This window comes from Paenibacillus sp. MAEPY2 (assembly GCF_000499205.1).
Taxonomy (GTDB): Bacteria; Bacillota; Bacilli; order Paenibacillales; family Paenibacillaceae; genus Paenibacillus; species Paenibacillus vandeheii.
In genome coordinates, this window is record NZ_AWUK01000045.1 from 1 (window position 1) to 18867 (window position 18867).

Genomic DNA, 18867 nt, shown 5'->3' on the forward strand with positions numbered 1-18867 from the left:
TTATTTGTTTATAAGGAAGATTGAATAATTAACTAAGATAAAGATGCGTTGATATCTGGTTTTGATAGCTGACCCAAATGGATAAGTGCAGACGATTTGACTCACAAATGAGGGTAAGTGAGGCCATATAAAAGTCTTGAAATGAAGGTAACATTTTTGTTACGGAAAACGCATTCGAAACCAGTATAATAGGACTATGTTAAATATGCTAAAAGTACCTGACCACAGAGCTGGAATGTGCAGCTGTGAAAAGGAGGGTGTGTGTGATAAGTTGGCGAAGACTAGTTCTTCATTCATTTCTCTTGCTCGGTCTGATTGGCGTGCTTGTAGGATGCGGTGAAGCAGGATCTGCATGGACTTCTTATGAAGGAGCGGTAAACGAGAAGGGTTTCCCGGTTCCTAAAGTGGCGAATAAATCTGACCAGTCTGAAAACAATTCGGATATGGATTATGTTCGATATACGCTGTCTGGTATTAGTGAGAGCACTAGTTTACCTGAGGTGTATCTAGACGAGATTAAAAGCTGGGGCTGGACAGAAAAGCAAGCCAAGAGTACATCCAATGACTCAAGTTCCCTACGTGTATTTGCTAAAGAAGGGCATACTGTACAGTTAGCTGTACATGATGGGTTCTTCACGGTAATGGTTCCGAAAAGTGAAGCTGCCCAGACGACAGTAAAATCACTTGATGATGATGATTGAATGGGTTGTGTTTTGATGTAATGGTTTAACAATTAACGGTGTAATGGTCCGTATTATAGTAAAGGCTCCCGATTAGTGATCGGGAGCTTTTTTTGTATGTAGTTGTGTATGTTATGAACCATATTGGACGAGGCTTGGAGCGTGTGACGTTGTCTTTTGGTGGTGACTTGACCAGGAGCTTTAGATAAACAGGGTTATATCACTCACATAGAAGACATGAGGCATCGATAGTATTTCCTTGTAGAGGTCGGTTAGGCCGGTTTCAGTCGTCCGTAGAGTAACTCAGCAGTAGAAGAGGGGGAATAGACACCGGAAAGAAAGCAAAGCATGTTATGAGCCTCATATATGTATTCAAGGGCATCAATCGGTTTGCAATAGGTGAGCTGATTCCTGATCTCACACTCTATCTGGATATTGAACCGGAAGTAGGTCTCGCCCGTATTGATGAGAGGTGTTCAACGAGCCAGAGCGTGTAATGGAGCGGAGATAAGTATACTGCTTTGGGGATAACCATTTTAACTATACCCATGCTGTGGATAAGGGAGAAAAGGAGGGAACGTAAAAAAGGTTATCCACTGTGGATAACCTTTAAGGATAGGAAGTACAACGCAGTAAGTATAGAAGAGTGTCAAAGGTGTGGTTGCGTCGATTTGGGTAGAACATATGGACGAGCTTTAGCGATTATGTATTACCGGGTTCAATATACATTGCATGTGGCAAGTTATAGGTTGAAGGATAGAACGAGAACGATTATTGCAGGTAGTATGAAACATCTTGTTCATTTAGTTTGATAAGTCCGTCCTTGCGTTCGCGTGAGAGCACAAGAACAACATATAGACGCGGTACAAGCAGCCACAGATGCCAGAAAATCAGCGATAGGGTAAAGGACAAGGGTGACCATATTAAGCAGACGGTAATGATACATAGCCCAATCCAGCTCATATTGAGGTGGACCCGGACGAACATGCGGTAGCTAAAATGCTGATCTGGAATATAGCCGAACCACGGCATTTTGAGGTTCCATCGCCAGCGCCGTGCATAAGAGGTACGGACCAACAGTAATATGGTTCTGGCAATGACATAATGAATCCAAAGCGTAATCGGGCCTGCCAAGATAAAGAAGAAGAGGCCGGTCCAGGAGAATGCCAATAGGTTAAACAGGAGCATAATTACAGGCAGACACAAATAGCTGAAGATCACGCTGCGGGCAATGGCCTTTTTTTTGAGAAGCCGGTATTGATAAAAAGTGACTTTATTCTCCGGTTCGGCGATCATACGATTACAAATCCTCCTTCTGGGATCACGTTCATTTGCAAAAGGTATTCGTTTTCATGAATAAGGAGACAGGTGATGCAGAGATGCGTATATGAACCTTGTGTGCTCCAGATTGATGTACAAGATATGAAAGTAGATTGTTCTTATACAAGTATACCGTCGAACGATCTGGCTGTCAGGTTCCGATTGGTGATGTATTATATATCGGCTGAAAATCCAAGTTTTTTTAAGATTATAGAATATAAGTTTTTGGAGCAGCAGGGGGAGTGATAATTCACAGAGGAAAATGCAATGAAGTGCGGGTACGTTTCTTGTAATGGCCGTCCAGAAATGGTTTTCATATAATAGAAGAAGTTGCAGATCTGCGAGGCTGTTGCTGCGTAATCAGGCAAGGAAAAGGACTTCCAAATGCAGGCTGTCTCACGGAAGTATAGAACGAAAGGCATTTTCTTATGTTTGTTTTCGGTACAGACACCCATAGAGGGGTAGGCGAATATATATATTTTATAGAAAGAAAGCACTATGAAAAGGTTTAAAATAATAGAAACTGTGCAATACTGATAGTAATACGTAAAACAAGGTGGGATGGTTGATGGAAGGACACGCCGAACACACATGCATTATCTGCGAACAGACAAAAAGAGAAGGCATTTTTATTGTATCTGAATTTATATGTGACGCTTGTGAAGCAGAAATGGTTCATACGGATGCACAGGATGCCAAGTACAATTATTTTATACATCAAATGAAGCAGATTTGGGTGCAAAAGAACGCGTAAAGCGCGTTAAATCATATTCGTGAAACATCACATTGATTTGTATCGATGTGCATAGAGGCCCTAGGGGCCTTTTTCTGTTTTTATCGGGGAAAGAAGAAGGGGAAAGATGGACATGATAAGTACCTGTGTGTGACAGGATATGAGGATGCTCCAATGGTAAAACGCTGATTTGCACGGGTGCTGGACAATTCCTGATATAATGAGATGAGAAGTGATTCACCTTCAAGTTTTGAATGCAGCAGATGGTGGGAGAAGAACAAGAGTGGGAAGGTCGCTTTTGTTATAGAAAGAGCATTGGTACGGCAGTATCAAAATTTATGAATGTACAGGATGATTATTCAATGGAGCATAAATCAAATACCGCACCTTTATATGAGGCGTTGCTTGCGTATCGTGATTCGGGGCAGCGTTCTTTTCATGTACCTGGACACAAGAATGGACAAGTCTATCGCAGGTTACTGGAGCAAGTGGATCAGCAGCAGTCAGATAGAGGAGTCGTTGACGATCACCGGAATGAGGGTGAGGCAAAGGGAAAACGAGGTATGGGACATTCAGTACATGATGGGGAAGAGTGCTTCAGACAAGCTGAGAAACAAAGGGATGGCAATGAAATTGGCGGGCTGACAGCTCCGGACGGGCATGGAAGTGACGGATCTGCAGCAGCTGTTGTACCGGTGAATGCGTTTCTGGAGATGATGCGGCTGGATGTGACGGAAATTTTGGGGACGGACGACTTGCATCATCCAGAAGGAGCAATATTGGAGGCGCAGCAGCTGGCAGCCGATTGTTTTGGGGCAGAGGAGAGCTTCTTCCTTGTCGGAGGCAGCACGTCTGGTAATTTGTCTTTGCTGCTGACCGTATGTAATGAACCTAACAGCCTTGTACTGGTACAGCGCAATGTGCATAAGTCCGTCATCCACGGGTTGATGCTGGCAGGCGCAAGGGCTGTATTCCTGGAGCCATGGGTGGATCCTGCGAGTGGACTTGCGGTGATGCCGTCGCTTGAGACGGTGCAGGCTGCTGTCCAGGCATATCCTGAGGCAAAGTCAGTCCTTGTGACGTTGCCCAATTATTACGGCATGGGCGCTGATCTGACGCCCATTGCTGAGTTTTGCCACGCGGCCGGCATGCCGCTGCTCGTGGATGAAGCGCATGGCGCGCATTATGGGCAGCATCCGGAGCTGCCAGCCTCTGCGCTGTCCTGCGGAGCAGACGGTGTGGTGCAGTCGACCCACAAGATGCTGTCTGCTTTCACCATGGGAGCCATGCTGCACGTTCAGGGACCACGGTTAAACCGATCCCTGCTGCGTCAGCGTCTGGCCATGGTACAAAGCTCGAGCCCATCATACCCGGTGATGGCTTCGCTTGATCTGGCGCGCCGCTTACTGCATACGCAGGGCGCGAATGCCTTCACGGCGGGGCTTGCCGCCGTGGATGCCTTTAAGCGCGGCCTCGCGGAGCTGCCGCGCTTTCGGTTGCTGCAGCCGGCACAGCTGCTGCAGCAAGAGCCGCCAGCTGGCGGAAAGTCCGAGGCCGCCGCTGCACCGGGGCGGCCTGAAGAAGTGCCCGCGGCGGCTTTGCCTTCAGCCGCGGGGTATACCGCTCAGGACCCGTTCAAGGCCGTCATTTATGACGGCACAGGGGTGCTGAGCGGTTATGGGCTGCAGCAGCAGCTGGAAGCGCGCGGCTGCGTGCCCGAAATGAGCGACGAACGATACGTCGTCCTGCTCTTTAGTCTGGGCTCGTCGCTGCGCGATGCCGAGCATCTGCTGCAGGCTTTGCGGCAAATCAGCCTTGAGCAGGAGCAGAGCCAAGCTTTTGATGAGCAATCTCAGCGTTTTACAAAAGAGGCTGAAAATTATATTTCCACGTGGAACAATTTTCAAGAAGGACCTCCTTTTTCGGAGCCCATTCCGTTCACGTTGCAGCCGATTATGGAGGAGGATACGACAGAGGTCTCCATCGAAAACAGTGTGGGTCTTCGCTCTGCGGAGATGGTCATCCCGTATCCGCCCGGCATACCTCTTGTGTACGCTGGTGAGCGAATAAGCGCGTCCATGGCAGCACGTATTAAGATGCTGAGAGATGAAGGAGCAAGGTTCCATGGCGTATCCGATACTTCGCTGCAATCATTGAAAATCATTAGGGAATAACCAATTTAGGACATCATTGTTGTCTGGACATAAAGAAAGAAGGGAACGAACCTTGGATATTCCGCTAAAAAAATATACGGGAATAATCCTGCAAGTCATACTGATGTACGGTTTTTATTGGATAGGAAACCTAGTTCAGGCTGTACTACATCTGCCGTTAACAGGAAGTATTGTCGGGATGCTACTTCTATTCATCGTCATTCAATTGGGATGGATCAGAATAAGCTGGGGCGAAGAAGGATCATCCTGGCTTCAATCGAACTTGCAGTTATTATTTATCCCTCCCACAGTGGGCATTATCAATCATTTTGATTTTTTTAGAGCCAATACGCTGCTGCTTGTTCTGGGATTGATGGTTAGTACGTTAGTTACCTGTCTGTTGTCTGCAAAAATCAGTGAATGGCTCATGGCTTGGAGATCGACGCATCAAGGCGAGAAGGAGGCGATCCCATGCTCACATTCATCCTCGGAATCGGAATGATTGCCCTGACCTTGGCTATATATGTCCCGGCGACTCATTTATATAGAAAATTGAAGTGGCCGATTCTTATGCCCGTATTGACGGCAACGGCAGTCATCGTACTGATCCTGCTCATTTTCGGTATAAAGCTTGAAACGTACATGCTCGGTGGCAAATGGATACAAGAGCTATTGGGTCCGGCTGTAGTTTCCCTGGCATTCCCTTTGGCGAAACACCTTGATGTACTGAAACGGAATATCTTTCCGATTTTGGGTGGGACTTTGGGTGGGAGCATCGTTGGTATGTCCACAGGGGCCGCCATATCTCTGCTGCTGGGTTATCCGCAAGAAATTGTTATTGCATTATTGCCCAAATCCATTACGACCCCCGTTGCCATTCAACTAGCTGATCAGGTGGGAGGTAATTCATCGTTCACTTCGTTATTTGTGATGATAGCCGGATTTTCGGGGATATTATTGGGACCCATGATAATGAGATGGGCTAGAGTAAACAGCAAAAATGCGTATGGGATCGGACTTGGTTCTGCTTCCCATGCACTGGGGATGGCAAGATCCTTTGAATATGGGGAAAATGCAGTAGCGTTGAGTTCGGTATCAATGATTGTCAGTGCTATTGCCGGTTCTGTCATGCTCCCTCTATGGGTGTGGATGATATACGGCTGATCAGGCCGCCTTATCGGAAATATTGGAGAATAGCTGACCGGTAACGCTGGATCATGTATAGTATTATAGTAAGAAGCTTGTACCATACTCGAACCAATCTATGGAGTAATCGTGAATATACACCTCTGGGCAGACTAATTCATAGTCTGTAGTAAGAGAGGATCGATCCCGTAGTTATCGCAGCACAATTAGGAGCAATTATCGATATAGAAAGCAGGGAAGCATATGCAGGGCAGAGGTAAATTCATTACGTTGGAAGGGGGAGAAGGGTCCGGCAAAACAACGATGATCAGCAAGCTAGGTTCTTACTTTGAAGAACAGGGTATACCATATGTAGTTACTCGGGAACCTGGCGGGATTGAAATTGCGGAGAAAATACGTGCCATCATCCTCAATCCTCTTCATACGGCAATGGATGCACGGACCGAAGCGCTGCTCTATGCAGCTGCACGCAGTCAGCATTTGGCGGAAAAGGTGGAGCCTGCATTGAAGGCAGGGAAGACAGTGATCTGTGACCGTTTTGTCGACAGCAGTTTGGCCTATCAGGGGTATGCTCGTGGTCTAGGCGTGGACAATGTATGGGCTATCAATCGGTTTGCAATAGGTGGGCTGATGCCTGATATCACACTCTATCTGGATATTGAGCCGGAAGCAGGTCTCGCCCGTATTGATGCTCATGATGGACGTGAGGTTAATCGTCTGGATCTCGAAAGTCTGGAGTTCCACCGCAAAGTGCGTGAAGGCTATTTTCTATTGAAGGAGCAATTTCCTGACAGGATCAAGGTCATCGATGCTTCTCAAAAGCCGGAAGAGGTTTTGGCAGCAATGATTTTGTCGCTTGAGACAGGGATTTTGAAGGATTTTGGCGAGTAATTGTCTAATATATAGATAGGGCATTTCACAAGGTGCTTATTCTTAAGGAGGTTATGCAGGATGAAACTGATTGTTGCGATTATACAGGATAAAGACAGCAACCGATTATCCAGCGCATTGGTCAAAGCAAATTTTCGGGCTACGAAATTGGCCAGTACCGGTGGATTTTTGAAGGCAGGCAACACGACGTTTATGATCGGTGTCGATGATGGTCAGGTCGAGTCCGTAATGAACGTCATTCGCAGCAGCTGTAAGGTTCGTGAACAGCTCGTGACTCCAGTCACTCCGATGAGCGGAACAACCGACTCTTACCTGCCGCTGCCTGTCGAAGTTCAAGTAGGCGGAGCTACCGTGTTTGTTCTTCCAGTAGATCGATTCGAACACTTTTAATGAAGCATTACGCATAAATCCAATGGAGCGTCCTTCTTGATATCAAGAATCGCGTTCTCTGTCCGGAAGAAAGCTTTTCTATCAGGGAAAGATCTTATTTCGGACAGAGGCTGACTAACCAACGAACAGATCCATGTGGTGATATTTAACTACTATTATATATAGAGTATGATGTAGCACATATAAGGTCTCCTCCACGCACAGGCGCAACGCGCACTGTGCTGATGGGCGATTGGCCTACTAAGAGAGAAAGCAGGCGTTTCCATGAAAATCAACCCTGGATTCCGACCGATGCAGAGTGGACTCAGTTCTTCCGATTCCGGCTCCAAACCGGTTCAATCCAAAAATTTCTCTGATATGATGAATCACCAGGGTGAACGGGCATCACAGGCGGAACTTACCCGCCGATTAAGTGAGATCCAGATGCAGGGTGACCGTCTGTCTCGTTCCATGACCATTCGTGAATTGAAAGCATACAAGCAGCTTGTAAAAAGATTTCTGGAGGAAACGGTCCGCCGCGGTGTGTCCATGAAAGAGACGCGAGGATGGGATCGTCGGGGAAGAGGGAAGCGTTACAAGCTAATTGATGAGATTGACTCTGCCTTATTATCTATGGCGGACGAGCTTTTGGAAACAGAGGAAGGCAAGATTACGTTATTACAGCAAGTGGGAGAAATTCGGGGAATGCTTATTAATTTAAGCTTCTGAGGAGGAAGTATGTCCTTTCAACAAATTATGGGTCAACAGGCAGCCAAGCAGATGTTACAGAGTAGTTTGAGACGTCATGCCATAAGTCATGCCTATTTGTTTAGCGGACCATCCGGCAGTGGACAATTGCAGGCGGCGATAACATTTGCCAAAGCGATATTCTGTACAGAGCTTGAAGATGATGCCTGCGGACAGTGTCTTGAATGTCGCAAGGTGGAACATGGAAATCATCCGGATCTAACTATGCTTGCACCGGATGGAAATAACATTAAAATTGATCAAATTCGGGATCTGCAGCGTATCTTTTCGTACCGTTCAGAGGCAGGGCATCCCAAAGTATATATTATTGAACAAGCCGAGAAGATGACCGTACAGGCGGCCAACAGCTTGCTGAAGTTTCTGGAGGAACCTCAAGTGCCCGCGGTAGGCATATTGATTACGGATAACGGACAGGCAATGCTGCCTACCATCCGTTCACGCTCTCAATCGGTTCCTTTCAGTGCACTGAATCCGGAAGAGATGCTGCAATCACTGATTGCGGAAGGGCACCCTGGCAATCTGGCTCGCTCTGCCGTCCATTTAGCGTCAGGACTGGAAGCATGTAGAGAAATTCTCCAGCAGAATTGGTTTGCAGAAATTAGAAACGTAATGTTACAATTAGGGAAGGAGTCCCTGGGTAGAGGAAGTACATCATTGATCTCTGCACAGCAGAAGCTTTTTAAAACCGGACTCTCAGAACACCTGGATACGATGCTTAGCCTGTTCCATTTATGGTTCAGGGATATGCTGTATGTCCAGTATGGTAGGCATGAACATATCGTTTTTATAGATCAGTTGGACATGCTGTCTCAGTTGGCTCATACCCGCAGCACCGAGCAGTGGGTTTCCTATATGGATATGGCCGCAGCATGCAGAAAAAAATTGCGTTTCAATGTCAATGGCCAGCTTTGTCTGGAGCAATTTTTGATCGGTTTGGCATAAGAGTGGGAGAGGACAGATTTTGTTCCAATCATATGCAAACGGTTATAACTTCGGCGGGTTCCCTAAGAAGACAGGGCTTCAGACGAAGTGGGATTGGCTTACGAGGGGGTTAATTTTTTGTACAGTGTAGTGGGTGTCCGTTTCAAAAAAGCGGGCAAAATTTATTACTTCGATCCCCTGGACCTTCCCATTGAAAAAGAAAACTGCGTTATCGTGGAGACAGCGCGGGGGGTAGAGTACGGTAAGGTTGTCGTTGGCAAGAAAGAAGTAGGCGAGTCTGATGTGGTGTTGCCGCTCAAAAAGGTCATCCGGGTTGCGGGCGAGACAGATGCCCGTGTTGTAGATGAGAACAAGCGTGCAGCAAAAGAAGCATTCGGTACTTGTTTAAATAAAATCAAAGACCATGGCCTCAAAATGAAGCTGGTCGATGTGGAATTTACGTTTGATCGCAATAAAATTATTTTTTATTTTACAGCTGAAGGAAGAGTGGATTTCCGGGAGCTGGTCAAGGATCTGGCAAGCATTTTCCGGACACGGATCGAACTGAGACAGATCGGTGTACGTGATGAAGCAAAGATGCTTGGAGGGATTGGACCTTGCGGCCGAGTATTATGTTGTTCTTCCTGGCTGGGAGACTTTGAGCCGGTATCAATCAAGATGGCTAAAGATCAGAGCCTGTCACTGAATCCGACGAAAATTTCCGGGTTGTGCGGAAGACTCATGTGTTGTCTGAAATTTGAGCATGATAACTATGAAAGTGTGAGAGAAGAATTGCCGGCTGTAGGCAAGTTGGTCGTCACCTCTTTGGGTGAAGGAAAAGTTGTCGGCATCAATGCCGGTAATCGCACAGTCCATGTTCAACTGTTCGACATCAGTAAAGTCAAAGAACTTCCGCTGGATGACGTCGTTATCAAGTAAACCATAAAGGTTGCTTCGGGGTGGAAACTTGGAAAAGAAAAATCTGTTTACGCACATTCATGAAATGGAAACCCAATTGGGTCAGTTGCACAGTGATTTAGGAGAGTTAAAAATGATTGTTAAAGAGCTGCTTGAGGATAATCAGCGGCTTACCATCGAGAATGAGCAGTTACGCAAACTGCTGAAGCGTGAGGCACCGGCAGATTTGCCCATCGCATCGGCGCTAGCTCCGGTAGCAAGGCCTGCAGGTCCGGCTACTGGTGAAGATGTTGTAGGTGAAGGGTATGATAATCTGGCTCGGTTGTATCACGAAGGATTCCATATCTGCAATGTCTATTATGGACATTTGCGGACGGAAGGCGATTGTCTGTTCTGCCTGTCTTTTTTGAATAAATGAAGTGGCCGTAGGGATCCCCTACGGTTTTTTTTCAAGGTTAAGAACCTTGTCTGAGATATAGAGTACCGGAGGATGAGTGTATCATATGACAGAAAAATCAGTAAAATTGCAAGATTCGGAGCGAATCGACGATCTGCTCTCTCATGATTTGAAGATTATTCAAAGTGATGAAGTGTTTAGTTTCTCAATGGATGCGGTATTATTGGCCCGATTTGCTTCAGTACCCAAGCGTGGTCGTGTGCTTGATTTGTGTACAGGTAATGGGGTTGTTCCCATCCTGTTGACCACACGAACGCAGGCGAGTCTGGAGGGCATTGAAATTCAGCCACGATTAGCGGATATGGCACGCCGGAGCGTACAGCTGAATGCATTGGAGGAATCGATTACGATTCATGAAGGTGATCTGCGTGAACTTGTGAAAGAAACGGGCCATGCGGTATACGATGCCATAACAGTTAATCCTCCGTATATGCCGCTGAATGGAAGTGATCTCAAGATGAACAACCATCAGGCAATGGCACGCCATGAAATCGGGTGTACGCTGGAGGAAGTCATTCAGGCTTGTAATCGGCTGGTTCGTAATGGCGGTAAAGTATCCATGGTTCATCGCCCGCAGCGTTTAGGCGAGATCATCTCTCTGATGCGTGAGTACAAACTTGAACCGAAGCGAATTCGGATGGTACATCCCCGTGCTCATTTGGAAGCCAATATGGTGTTGATTGAAGCACTCAAGGATGGAAAACCGGAGGTACGCATGCTTCCACCGCTGATTGTCTACAATGAAGAGGGGAAATACTGCGAAGAAATTATGGACATATATTACGGGGCACAGCATGTACAACATACAACGGAAGGAGGGTTATAGATGACATTGCATATTCAGAAGAGCTACGCGGAGCAGTCGGGTGATGCCGGAAAATTATATCTGATAGGAACACCGATTGGTAATCTGGACGATATGACATTTCGAGCAATCAAAACATTGCAGAGCTGTGACATCATTGCAGCAGAAGACACACGACAGACCCGAAAGCTGCTCACCCATTTTGAAATTACACCATCGATGTTGTTCAGTTACCATGAGCATAATAAGGGAGCCAGTGGGCCTGAACTAATACGCTATATAATAGAAGGAAAAAATTTGGCGCTCGTCAGTGATGCCGGTCTGCCGGCCATTTCGGACCCTGGATCCGATCTTGTAAAACTTGCACTTGAAGCCGGAATTACGGTCATTCCCATTCCTGGAGCCAATGCAGCGTTATCAGCTCTAATCGTATCCGGTTTACCGACGGAGCGTTTCACATTCGGCGGTTTTTTGCCGCGGGAGAAAAAAGACATGCGAAAAGTGATGGAAGCTTTTAATGAGTCCAACGGTACTTTACTATTTTATGAATCCCCTCACCGTATTCGCAAAACTTTGGCCTATCTCGAAGAGATTCTGGGTGATCGGTCGATTGTACTGGCACGTGAGCTGACGAAACGTCATGAGGAGTTCGCAAGAGGCAGTATCCAAGAGTGCATTGACTGGCTTGAGGAACATCCACCACTTGGGGAATATTGTTTGCTTGTAGAAGGCATCAGGGAAGAGGAGCGTAAGGCCGAGCGGGAAGCCTGGTGGCAACTGCTGTCTTTGGAGGATCATGTAAGTCATTATGAGAATGAAGGACTTAGTCGGAAAGATGCGATGAAGAAAACGGCAACGGATCGTGGTTTGACAAAACGAGATGTGTATAATGCTTTAATCTAATAACGGATCAACAAATATCTACTGGAATAGGGAACATAAACTTAAAGGAACCTTAGACCCAACCTTAACGGATTATGAAAATAAGCAGAGCGGAGAAAATTTATTTCAAACGTCACCGCTCTTCTTTTTGAAGCTAAACAGACTCGTAGCTTAATCTATTGGGTAATGAAAACCATAATAAAGCAAAAAAATACCTTCCAGCGGTGGGGTTCACACCGGGAAGGCGATCAAGGAATATAAAAAGGTTAGAAATAACAATTTAATAAGACCAGTATACCTGATATTTCTTATTTTGTCACAGGTGCAGGGATTTCGGAAATACATTCGTTACAAACAATTTTACCTTTGAAATAAGTAACGTTTTCTGCATTGCCACAGAAGATACAAGCTGGCTCGTATTTTTTCAACATGATACGCTCGCCGTCAACATAGATCTCAAGAGCATCTTTTTCACCAATACCGAGCGTACGGCGCAATTCGATTGGAATAACTACCCGTCCCAGTTCATCCACTTTTCTTACAATACCTGTTGATTTCATCATTATAATCAGTGCTCCTCTCAGCTAACGATCATTGTCATTATTCGACATTATTTTATGTTTTATGATACTCATCATACCAACGATTCCCAAAACAGTCAACCTTAAAATTAGCTTAAAATAAAGGCTGTTTTTGATAAGATTACGAGTGGTAAGGGATTGGAAGCTATTTTTCGTATTTAAACATCCATGACAGCTTTGTCGATTTGGAAAACGACAAAATTACCTTATTCGACAAGATTCGTCAAAGCATGTCGAATCCTTGGTAGTATTATACTTAAAAGCGACAACTACAAACGATATTTAAAGGAGTGAATAGACATGGAACAGCGTTTAACGGAAGAAAAGGTGTTTAAAGATCCGGTACATAATTATATCCATGTGCAAGATCCGATTATATGGCAGTTGATCAACACGCCCGAGTTTCAACGTTTACGCCGAATCCGTCAATTAGGAACATCATTTCTTACTTTCCACGGTGCAGAGCACAGTCGCTTCTCACATTCCCTGGGTGTCTACGAAATTACGCGTAAGATTATTTCCCAGTTCGAAAGAAGTCACTATTCAGATTGGCCAAAGGAGGAAAAAACGGTAGCCCTTTGCGCAGCATTGCTCCATGATCTTGGACATGGGCCATTCTCTCACTCTATAGAAGAAGCTTTCGATATGAATCATGAGGATTGGACTTGTCGGATCATTACAGGTGATACCGAAGTAGGGGCGATCTTAAGACGGTATGCTCCCGATTTCCCCGAGAAAGTGGCTTCAGTTATTCAAAAAACGTATGAAAAGCCCATTGTTGTTAATTTGGTCACCAGTCCACTGGATGCGGACCGCATGGATTATTTGCTGCGGGATGCCTACTTCACAGGTGTAAATTATGGGACGATCGACCTTGACCGTATCCTGCGTATGCTGCGTCCATATCACGGACGAATCGTGGTTAAGGAGTCGGGCATGCATGCCGTGGAGGATTACTTGATGTCCAGGTACCAGATGTACTGGCAAATTTACTTTCATCCGGTTACCCGAAGTTCGGAAATTATACTGCGGCAAATATTTAAGCGGGCGAAAAGTCTCATACAGCAAGGTTTCCAATTCCGCTTCATGATCGATCCACTGCCCCAGTTATTCGAGGGAGATCTATCGGTGGACGAATATTTACAACTGGACGAAGCTTTGATTCAGACGGCATTTATGCAGTGGCGCAAAGAGGACGATGCTGTTCTAAGTGAGTTATGCGAACGTTTTATAGATCGCAAATTATATAAGTATGTAGAGATTGAACAGATCGACGTAAACATGATTGAAGAGATTCGGGAAGCCTTCACTGTAGCAGGTCTCAATCCCGAGTATGATCTGGAAATTGATTTTCCATCGGATAATCCGTATGATGTGTTTCGTCCGGATGAATCGACGGACAAGCAAATTCTGCTGCTTGATCGGCAAGACAAGTTACATGAGTTGTCAGAGGTATCCGACATCGTCCGTTCAATCAGTGGTCTTCATCGGGGAAAACATCACTTGTATTATCCGCAAAATAAGGTGGATGCGATTGTTCATGAATTACCGTCCCATATACGCCCCTATTTCTCACATTAAATGGTGTGCAATGCTGTTGATGAGTCATGATGCAAAAGGCTTTCTAAAAGAGCTATTTTCATGATACAGTAATCTGCTTTAATGGAGAGTACATGTAGATCGACATAATTTTGTAATCAGAGCAATTAGAATACAACTCAGTCAGCTAAAATTAAGCAACATATAGATATGAAAGAACTCTTTCACTCTACATGTTGTGCTCAATGAACGAATGAAATGAAATATAGATAAAAGCACGATCTAATTAGTAATATTTATTTCTGGTTAAGATCTGCAGAGTGGATAAAGAAGAGATTGTCGTTGATTCGACACGAAGGGAGAAATACAAAATGATGTTGTTCGACACACATACCCACCTGGATGCTCCACAATTCGACGAGGACCGCGAGGAAATGATTCAGCGTGCTGTGGATGCAGGCGTTGGCCGCATGATTAACGTAGGCTTTAACCGGGAGACCATTCCAACCACGATGAAGCTGGCTGAAACCTATGATTTTATATATGCGGCAGTAGGTTGGCACCCTGTAGATGCGATCACGATGCAGGAGGGTGATCTGGAATGGATTGCATCTTTATGCAAGCATGAAAAAGTGGTAGCCATTGGTGAAATTGGTCTGGACTATTATTGGGACACTTCGCCAAAAGAGGTTCAACATCGCATATTACGACAACAGATTGGACTGGCCCGTGAGTTGAATATGCCGATTGTCATTCACAACCGGGATGCGCATGAGGATATTGTAAAGATTCTGCGTGAAGAAAAGGCTGGAGAAGTAGGCGGTGTCATGCATTCGTTCTCTGGCAGCTGGGAAACGGCAAAAATGTGCCTAGATTTGGGCTTCCATCTTTCCTTCGGAGGGCCAATCACGTTCAAAAATGCGAAGCAGCCGAAAGAGGTACTTGAGAAGGTTCCTATGGACCGATTTTTCATCGAAACCGATGCTCCTTATTTGACACCTCACCCTTATCGTGGAAAACGTAATGAGACAGCGCATGTACGTCTGGTTGCAGAAGCAGCTGCGGAAATTAAAGGCATTTCGGTAGAGGAAATTGCAGCAATAACGACCAGAAATGCCATGGAACGATTTGGGATTCGTTAAAATATCGAGCAAAACGGGTGAAAAAGTGAGTTAGACGGAGTTAATTTGCTTTTTGATCCAAATAAATCAAGAATATTACAATATTTTAACCAAATATTTAGAAAAACGTACTTGAACAACGCTTTACAACATGCATAGAAACAGGATATCATCTTTTCAGTGAATTGTTGTGCGGAAAATTGGACAGATGTTCGGGGGATGAACAAAGGGACACTTTCCGATGAAACAACATTACTTTCATGAATCAGTCTCGCTGAGTCTCCGTTAACGGAGAGCGGGGGAACCAATAGGGCTTAAACATCGGTGATTGTAGCCGATGCGCAATATGCGCTGACCCAAAAGCAGCGTATAAATCTGCGAAGCCGTATTTGATTTCTTCTTTGGGTCTCGGGGTGAATTCAAGGGCGTCCGCCATGAGCGGGTGACCGGAGATAGGGCGGCTCTCTTTCGCCCGAACCCGACAGCTAACCTCGCAAGCGGAAAAAGAGAGGCAACCTCGTGCATGAATTTCCGATATTCAGAATCATTCGGAAGCCACGAAAGAGTTCCTCTTAAACTCTTTCTTTGGCTTTTTTGTTTTTGAATAAAAGAAATACTGTCATCATACGGTAAGTATTCAGGAGGATGACATCATGTTGCGAAGAGTGATTCATGGTGCAGAACCGGATTATGTTGGTCCGATCTGTGTTCTGTAGAAAATTTGGTATAGTCGCGTCAAAGACATCATGCATTACTTTAGACGGCGAGGCTATGAAGGAGGACGGAGAAGTGGGCACATTCCAACCAGAAGAGACCCATGAGTCACGATCATCCAGTAAGTCTTTCGCGTTGCGGTGGAAGCATGAGAACTTGCGTCAAATGGCATTGATCGCGATTTTCTCAATTGCGCTTACAATCATGATCTTGTTAGTCGTTTACGGTCAGGCCGGGAAACAAATTTCACTGGTTATTGATGGCAAAGCTCAAGCGGTAGAGACTCGTACAGGAATGCTTCAGGAAATGCTGGAGGAGCAGTCAATCACAGTCAGCCCTCACGATCAGGTATCCATGCCCTTGAACGGGGCGATCACAGATGGAGACCGCATCGTTATTGAGCGGGCAGTTCCAGTTAAGATTACGGCAGACGGAGACACCAAGACTCTGTATACAACCGATTCATCGGTAAAAGATGCGATTAAAAAATCAGGTATTCAGATTGCAAGTGAAGACAAAGTGTATCCTGCGCTGGGAACCACTGTTGAAGCGGATATGAAAATTCGTGTAGTGCGTGTAACCAAGCGTACGGTGGAAGTGGAACAGCCGATCGCTTATAAAGTGATCAAAACAGCCGACCCTAGCTTATACAAAGGCGACAATCGTGTCGTTGTGAGCGGTAAAGAAGGCACACTTGTAAAGCATATTGAAAAAGTGTTCCAGGATGGAGAATTGGTCTCCAAAAAAATGGTGGGTAAATCGATCGCAACGAATCGCGTTGATAAAGTTATCGCCGTTGGCACCAAAGCAAAACCTGTTGTGAAAGAGCCAGTGATTCAGACGGTATCGGCGCAGACTTCCACAACCAAAACAGCAACAACCACGAACTCGAAGAAAACGGCTGCCTCGGGTAGCAAAGTAATTACCGTCTCAGGCAATTCTTTTAAATATTCAAAAGTATTGAAAAATGTATCCATGACGGCATACTCTTCTGAAGAGCCCGGTATCGGCACAAAAACAGCATCAGGCACTCGGGTAACCGAGGGACGTACCATTGCGGTTGATCCCAAAATCATTCCGATTGGCTGGTGGGTGTATATCGAGGGCCTTGGCTTCCGTCGTGCGGAAGACACCGGTGGTGCCATTAAAGGCAACAAAATTGATGTGTATTATGATAGTGTGAAGCATGCCCTGAACTTCGGACGGAAGAAAGGCAAGACGGTATATGTGATTGGTCCGGTGAAGCCGGAAGCAAACTAAAATCGTTTTACTTTGAAATGGGAATGCTATAAAATATAAGCATGAATGATTCATGCGGAATATGCGGCGGAGGGGTCTGAATTCAGTCTCCCCCGCCGTTTGGCAGAGAAGAGGATATTCCTCTTCTTTTTGCGTTAGAAAGGAAGAAATGGAACATGATAAAAGAAGTGATCGTGGTGGAAGGCCGTGATGACACCGTAGCCATTCGCCGTGCGGTTCAGGCAGATACAATTGAGACCGGTGGATCGGCCATCAACCAGCGCATTCTAAAGCGGATTGCACTTGCTCAAGAGAGACGTGGTGTCATCGTACTGACAGACCCGGATCACGCGGGTGAACGTATTCGTAAAATCATTGCCAATAAAGTACCTGGTTGCAAGCATGCCTTCATTCCGGAGGCGGATGCTACGCGTAAAGGCGACATCGGAGTGGAGAACGCCTCACCGGAGGCGATTCGTCATGCACTGGCTCGTGTGCATACGTCATATGAAGGCGCACCAAGTCTGATCGATTGGGAGGATCTGATTGCGGCGGGACTGATTGTGCACCCACAGGCTGCTGCACGTCGCATGGAGATGGGCAATTTGCTGGGCATTGGTTATTGCAACGGCAAGCAGTTCCACAAGCGGTTAAGTGTATTCCAGATTACCCGGGAAGAGTTCTCCGAAGCATTATCGCAAATTGAACGTGAAGGATTGTGAGCGTATGAAGGGCATGGAAGAAACCATAGAGATTGCAACACCCAAACGGACCAAAGAAATTATTCAAAGACACGGATTTTCATTCAAGAAGAGCCTGGGTCAGAACTTTCTGATCGATCAAAATATATTGAACAAAATTGTAAATGCAGCTGATTTGGACGAGTCCAAAGGCGCACTTGAGATCGGACCGGGTATTGGTGCACTCACAGAACGTCTGGCTCGGGTTGCCGGGCCTGTAACGGCTGTAGAGATTGATCAGCGACTGCTGCCGATTCTGGGGGAAGTGATGGAGCCTTATCCGAACGTTCGTGTGCATCACGGGGATGTGCTGAAGCTGGATCTGGCTGAGCTGTTCCGTACGGATTTTGGAACGGTAGATAAAGTGAGTGTTGTAGCCAATCTGCCTTATTATGTAACGACGCCAATCATGATGAAGCTGCTCGAAGAGAAGCTGCCTGTGGACAGCATTGTGGTCATGATCCAGAAGGAAGTGGCGGAACGTATGGCTGCTGCACCAGGATCAAAGGACTATGGCAGTCTGAGCATTGCGGTTCAGTACTACAGTATGCCGGAATTGGTCTGCATTGTACCGCCTACAGTCTTTATTCCGCAGCCTAATGTGGAATCGGCTGTAATTAAGCTGAAGGTGCGTGAGCAGCCGCCGGTTGAAATTCCCGACGAGGCACATTACTTCGAAGTGGTACAGGCTTCTTTTGCTCAGCGTAGAAAAACGATCTCGAATAATCTGAAAGCTCGTTTCTTCACAAAGGAGAACAGAGAACAGGCTGATCAGCTGTTGGAGCAGGCTGGCATTCAACCTTCGAGACGAGGAGAAACATTGAGTCTGCAGGAATACGCGACACTCAGTACCGTAATGTGGGAAGCAGGGGTACGCGCAGCTTTGTAAA

At 45.9% G+C, this 18867-nt stretch carries 20 protein-coding genes, 1 pseudogene and 1 riboswitch; of the genes and pseudogenes, 19 read left to right on the top strand and 2 right to left on the bottom strand.

What is annotated here, in order from left to right; all coding sequences use genetic code 11:
* The first annotated feature begins 263 nt into the window (after nucleotides 1–263).
* Both P364_RS0129895 and P364_RS38820 read left to right on the top strand, forming a co-directional pair.
* On the top strand, nucleotides 264–701 hold the full coding sequence (locus P364_RS0129895) for a hypothetical protein (protein WP_024633686.1): 438 nt from the start codon (nucleotides 264–266) through the stop codon (nucleotides 699–701).
* A gap of 359 nt (nucleotides 702–1060) precedes the next feature.
* Nucleotides 1061–1150: pseudogene (locus tag P364_RS38820) on the top strand (dTMP kinase); the annotation flags it as partial.
* Nucleotides 1151–1451: 301 nt separating this feature from the next.
* On the opposite strand, the gene P364_RS0129905 reads toward P364_RS38820, so the two are convergent.
* Entirely contained in the window at nucleotides 1452–1976 is a 525-nt protein-coding gene (locus tag P364_RS0129905) for a hypothetical protein (RefSeq protein WP_024633687.1), read from the bottom strand.
* A 592-nt stretch (nucleotides 1977–2568) separates the two neighbouring features.
* Here P364_RS0129905 and P364_RS0129915 point away from each other — a divergent pair.
* The 12 genes from P364_RS0129915 to rsmI all read left to right on the top strand — a co-directional run bounded on the left by P364_RS0129915 (nucleotide 2569) and on the right by rsmI (nucleotide 12064).
* Nucleotides 2569–2754 carry a sigma factor G inhibitor Gin gene (locus P364_RS0129915; RefSeq protein ID WP_024633689.1) on the top strand — a complete coding sequence of 62 codons (186 nt, stop codon included), beginning with the start codon at nucleotides 2569–2571 and terminating at the stop codon, nucleotides 2752–2754.
* A 341-nt stretch (nucleotides 2755–3095) separates the two neighbouring features.
* The gene (locus P364_RS0129920; RefSeq protein ID WP_024633690.1) at nucleotides 3096–4907 is read left to right on the top strand and encodes an aminotransferase class I/II-fold pyridoxal phosphate-dependent enzyme; all 1812 of its coding nucleotides are present in this window, start codon (nucleotides 3096–3098) and stop codon (nucleotides 4905–4907) included.
* A 103-nt stretch (nucleotides 4908–5010) separates the two neighbouring features.
* Complete coding sequence (locus P364_RS0129925) at nucleotides 5011–5388, top strand: CidA/LrgA family protein (protein WP_268870915.1); 378 nt, start codon at nucleotides 5011–5013, stop codon at nucleotides 5386–5388.
* The gene (locus P364_RS0129930) at nucleotides 5358–6050 is read left to right on the top strand and encodes an LrgB family protein (RefSeq protein WP_024633692.1); all 693 of its coding nucleotides are present in this window, start codon (nucleotides 5358–5360) and stop codon (nucleotides 6048–6050) included. The genes P364_RS0129925 and P364_RS0129930 overlap by 31 nt, the downstream gene beginning before the upstream one ends.
* Nucleotides 6051–6275: 225 nt before the next feature.
* Nucleotides 6276–6923: a dTMP kinase gene (tmk, locus tag P364_RS0129935; protein ID WP_024633693.1), complete on the top strand. Its 648-nt coding sequence runs from the start codon at nucleotides 6276–6278 to the stop codon at nucleotides 6921–6923.
* Between the two features lie 60 nt (nucleotides 6924–6983).
* Complete coding sequence (locus P364_RS0129940) at nucleotides 6984–7313, top strand: cyclic-di-AMP receptor (protein ID WP_017691391.1); 330 nt, start codon at nucleotides 6984–6986, stop codon at nucleotides 7311–7313.
* Between the two features lie 264 nt (nucleotides 7314–7577).
* Nucleotides 7578–8021: a YaaR family protein gene (locus P364_RS0129945; protein ID WP_024633694.1), complete on the top strand. Its 444-nt coding sequence runs from the start codon at nucleotides 7578–7580 to the stop codon at nucleotides 8019–8021.
* Nucleotides 8022–8030: 9 nt separating this feature from the next.
* A complete protein-coding gene (holB, locus tag P364_RS0129950) occupies nucleotides 8031–9002 on the top strand; it encodes a DNA polymerase III subunit delta' (protein WP_024633695.1) in 972 nt (323 codons plus the stop codon).
* A gap of 117 nt (nucleotides 9003–9119) precedes the next feature.
* Nucleotides 9120–9920 (top strand): PSP1 domain-containing protein, encoded by an 801-nt coding sequence (locus P364_RS0129955; protein ID WP_024633696.1) that lies wholly within the window; start codon nucleotides 9120–9122, stop codon nucleotides 9918–9920.
* Between the two features lie 28 nt (nucleotides 9921–9948).
* Nucleotides 9949–10317: a DNA replication initiation control protein YabA gene (gene yabA / locus P364_RS0129960; protein ID WP_024633697.1), complete on the top strand. Its 369-nt coding sequence runs from the start codon at nucleotides 9949–9951 to the stop codon at nucleotides 10315–10317.
* A gap of 85 nt (nucleotides 10318–10402) precedes the next feature.
* Complete coding sequence (locus P364_RS0129965; RefSeq protein ID WP_024633698.1) at nucleotides 10403–11182, top strand: tRNA1(Val) (adenine(37)-N6)-methyltransferase; 780 nt, start codon at nucleotides 10403–10405, stop codon at nucleotides 11180–11182.
* Nucleotides 11183–12064 carry a 16S rRNA (cytidine(1402)-2'-O)-methyltransferase gene (rsmI, locus tag P364_RS0129970; RefSeq protein WP_024633699.1) on the top strand — a complete coding sequence of 294 codons (882 nt, stop codon included), beginning with the start codon at nucleotides 11183–11185 and terminating at the stop codon, nucleotides 12062–12064.
* A gap of 287 nt (nucleotides 12065–12351) precedes the next feature.
* On the opposite strand, the gene P364_RS0129975 is transcribed toward rsmI, so the two are convergent.
* Nucleotides 12352–12606 carry an AbrB/MazE/SpoVT family DNA-binding domain-containing protein gene (locus P364_RS0129975; protein ID WP_024633700.1) on the bottom strand — a complete coding sequence of 85 codons (255 nt, stop codon included), beginning with the start codon at nucleotides 12604–12606 and terminating at the stop codon, nucleotides 12352–12354.
* A 318-nt stretch (nucleotides 12607–12924) separates the two neighbouring features.
* On the opposite strand from P364_RS0129975, the gene P364_RS0129980 reads away from it, so the two are divergent.
* From P364_RS0129980 to rsmA, 5 genes are all read left to right on the top strand, one after another.
* Nucleotides 12925–14205 (top strand): HD domain-containing protein, encoded by a 1281-nt coding sequence (locus P364_RS0129980; RefSeq protein ID WP_024633701.1) that lies wholly within the window; start codon nucleotides 12925–12927, stop codon nucleotides 14203–14205.
* 329 nt (nucleotides 14206–14534) lie between these two features.
* Complete coding sequence (locus P364_RS0129985) at nucleotides 14535–15305, top strand: TatD family hydrolase (protein ID WP_024633702.1); 771 nt, start codon at nucleotides 14535–14537, stop codon at nucleotides 15303–15305.
* 241 nt (nucleotides 15306–15546) lie between these two features.
* Nucleotides 15547–15800, top strand: a riboswitch (cyclic di-AMP (ydaO/yuaA leader).
* Nucleotides 15801–16073: 273 nt separating this feature from the next.
* The gene (locus P364_RS0129990) at nucleotides 16074–17258 is read left to right on the top strand and encodes a 3D domain-containing protein (RefSeq protein ID WP_024633703.1); all 1185 of its coding nucleotides are present in this window, start codon (nucleotides 16074–16076) and stop codon (nucleotides 17256–17258) included.
* Between the two features lie 155 nt (nucleotides 17259–17413).
* The gene (gene rnmV / locus P364_RS0129995; protein ID WP_024633704.1) at nucleotides 17414–17959 is read left to right on the top strand and encodes a ribonuclease M5; all 546 of its coding nucleotides are present in this window, start codon (nucleotides 17414–17416) and stop codon (nucleotides 17957–17959) included.
* Nucleotides 17960–17963: 4 nt separating this feature from the next.
* A complete protein-coding gene (rsmA, locus tag P364_RS0130000; protein ID WP_024633705.1) occupies nucleotides 17964–18866 on the top strand; it encodes a 16S rRNA (adenine(1518)-N(6)/adenine(1519)-N(6))-dimethyltransferase RsmA in 903 nt (300 codons plus the stop codon).
* Nucleotide 18867 lies beyond the last annotated feature (1 nt).